This window comes from Shewanella sp. SG44-6 (genome assembly GCF_014164185.1).
Lineage (GTDB): Bacteria > Pseudomonadota > Gammaproteobacteria > Enterobacterales > Shewanellaceae > Shewanella > Shewanella vesiculosa.
The window spans coordinates 1-1,964 of the sequence record NZ_JACJER010000251.1 but is presented as its reverse complement, the minus strand read 5'-3'; the positions used below and the strand labels follow the sequence as shown (position 1 = coordinate 1,964).

At 39.0% G+C, this 1,964-nt stretch carries 3 protein-coding genes; all 3 read left to right on the top strand.

Annotated elements, in window-relative coordinates; all coding sequences use genetic code 11:
* Window positions 1-199: 199 nt before the first annotated feature.
* Window positions 200-637 (top strand): DUF4262 domain-containing protein, encoded by a 438-nt coding sequence (locus tag H5185_RS21860; protein WP_182743236.1) that lies wholly within the window; start codon window positions 200-202, stop codon window positions 635-637.
* Between the two features lie 84 nt (window positions 638-721).
* Window positions 722-991, top strand: a complete 270-nt coding sequence (locus H5185_RS21855) for a barstar family protein (RefSeq protein WP_182743234.1) — start codon at window positions 722-724, stop codon at window positions 989-991.
* A gap of 485 nt (window positions 992-1,476) precedes the next feature.
* Complete coding sequence (locus tag H5185_RS21850; RefSeq protein ID WP_182743232.1) at window positions 1,477-1,842, top strand: hypothetical protein; 366 nt, start codon at window positions 1,477-1,479, stop codon at window positions 1,840-1,842.
* The last annotated feature ends 122 nt before the right edge of the window (window positions 1,843-1,964 follow it).

Sequence of the window (1,964 nt, the reverse complement as noted above, 5' to 3'; positions counted from 1 at the left end):
TTGCCATTCACTAGTAGTTAACGTTTAATAACAGTATGTTATTCTCTAATTAATAAGAGTAACGGTGACCTTCCTACAGAGGACTTTCACCTCATTAGTTCATGCCCATGCTGGGCGTACACAAGCCAAGTCAGCGGGAATTTTACTCGCTGAAAAACACTCATAAAATCCCCTGCTTGGGGCGTTATACGAGTCGAGTATGAGCAAGAATGAAATAAAGAAGAATATCGAAGAGTACGGGTGGCATTTTCTCTTTGTATTCGATCCAAACGGCGAGCATGAAGATTTCTCGTACTCAGTCGGTTTAGAAGAAACATTCGATCACCCAGAAATAGTTATCTTTGGGCTTAAAAAAGATTCGGCTCACGCGATAATCGCGGACATCCTCGAAGACATAAAGTCTGGCGTGAAAATGGAGCCTAATAAAAAACTTGGCAATATAATCGGCGGAGATTTTGAGGTGATGTTCAAGCCCATTATCAGTTCCGCTTACAAAGAATACCTAGGCACTGCCGTGGACTATTACGGAAAGGAATTTAGGGCGCTGGTAATGTTTTGGCCAGACAAGTCAAATCTCCTGCCAACTGAAAAAGGGTGCGAGGTAACTGTTCAAGATGAAGCGCTTGCAATCGTATAACAAGGCAATGAAAAATCGCCCACAAAAAACGTGGGCTGGACTCGCTAACGCTCGCCTTTTATTGCGGCGTTATAGCGTAAAAATATGCGAATCGATTTAAGTAACATTCAAAATGAAACGGTTCTGCATGAGCAGCTTGCTGCAAGGCTGGGCTTTCCAAATTTCTACGGAAAAAACTGGGATGCCTTTTGGGATTCAATTACTGGCTTGGTTGAGCTACCTGCTCAAATAAAATTCACAGGTACTGATTCTTTTAAGGCTAATCTCCCAGCTTCATATATTCAGCTACATAAATGTTTTGAAGATCTTATGAATGAGTATCCAGAAATAAAGTGCGGCGTTTCATGGGAATAAAACGCTATAACAAGGCGCTCAAGCAAGGACGTGCTAACGCACGCCGCTTAGCTTTGCGTTAGCGAGCATGATGAAATTTTTCGTAAATCCCAAATCACTATTTCTACTTATGATGCTTAGTATGTCTATGTTTGGGTACTTTATATTATTAAGTTATCTTGGAGATATCCGTGTAGCAGATTTGAGTTTAGATGGTGAGGAAATGTACATCTGGGAAATGCTACTTCTTATGATTTCATTGTTTTCACTGTTCTATTTGTGGGTCTGTTCAATCATTCATTGCTTCAAAAACAAGAGTAAATTTTTAAGCATAATTATCGCCTTTATTTGGCCATTAAGTTACTTTTACAGTCTCTATGTTTTAGTCATTAATTGGGGGCAGCGTAATGCTAGCTAACAAGTGCATCATGGTGGGAATTTTACTCGCTGAAAAAGCGCTCCTAAAATCCTCATATGCAAAGCGTTAGAGCTCTTGAGGGATTGACGTGATAATCAGCGATGGATTACGCAAATTTATTGGTAATGCAATACTAAAACCTAAACGTGATCGTGTTTTAGGTTTTCTTTCAAATTCCAAGAACCATGTTAAATTTGCTCGTACTCTAGACCATGAATTTTATAAATTGCTGGATAAATCTTATTTCAGGAATTCCATCGATATTAATTCATCAAATGAGTTAGGTTTTCTCTATTGCTCAAATGGTATTTCAAGTGAAAAAGAAACTAGTATTAGTGAACTTTACGGCAAAGCACCATGGGAAGGCGGCTGGTTAATTGTTAATTTATCTGGTAATTTTGCAATATATCGACCTGAAGGAAAAATCGATGACGAAGTGTTCATCGAGCTCTAACACATATGAGCCTCCCGCCAGTCAATAGGCGAGCCTAACTTATTTGACTGCTTTTGCAGTCAAATTAAAATCAATCAACAAATTCATCTACTTCGTCTGTCATTTAGCTGTCAAATCATCGT

What these genes read in the sequence shown, in the direction of transcription:
- H5185_RS21860 (WP_182743236.1), top strand. Translation starts at nt 200, where the DNA reads ATGAGCAAGAATGAAATAAAGAAGAATATCGAAGAGTACGGGTGGCAT.
- H5185_RS21855 (WP_182743234.1), top strand. Translation starts at nt 722, where the DNA reads ATGCGAATCGATTTAAGTAACATTCAAAATGAAACGGTTCTGCATGAG.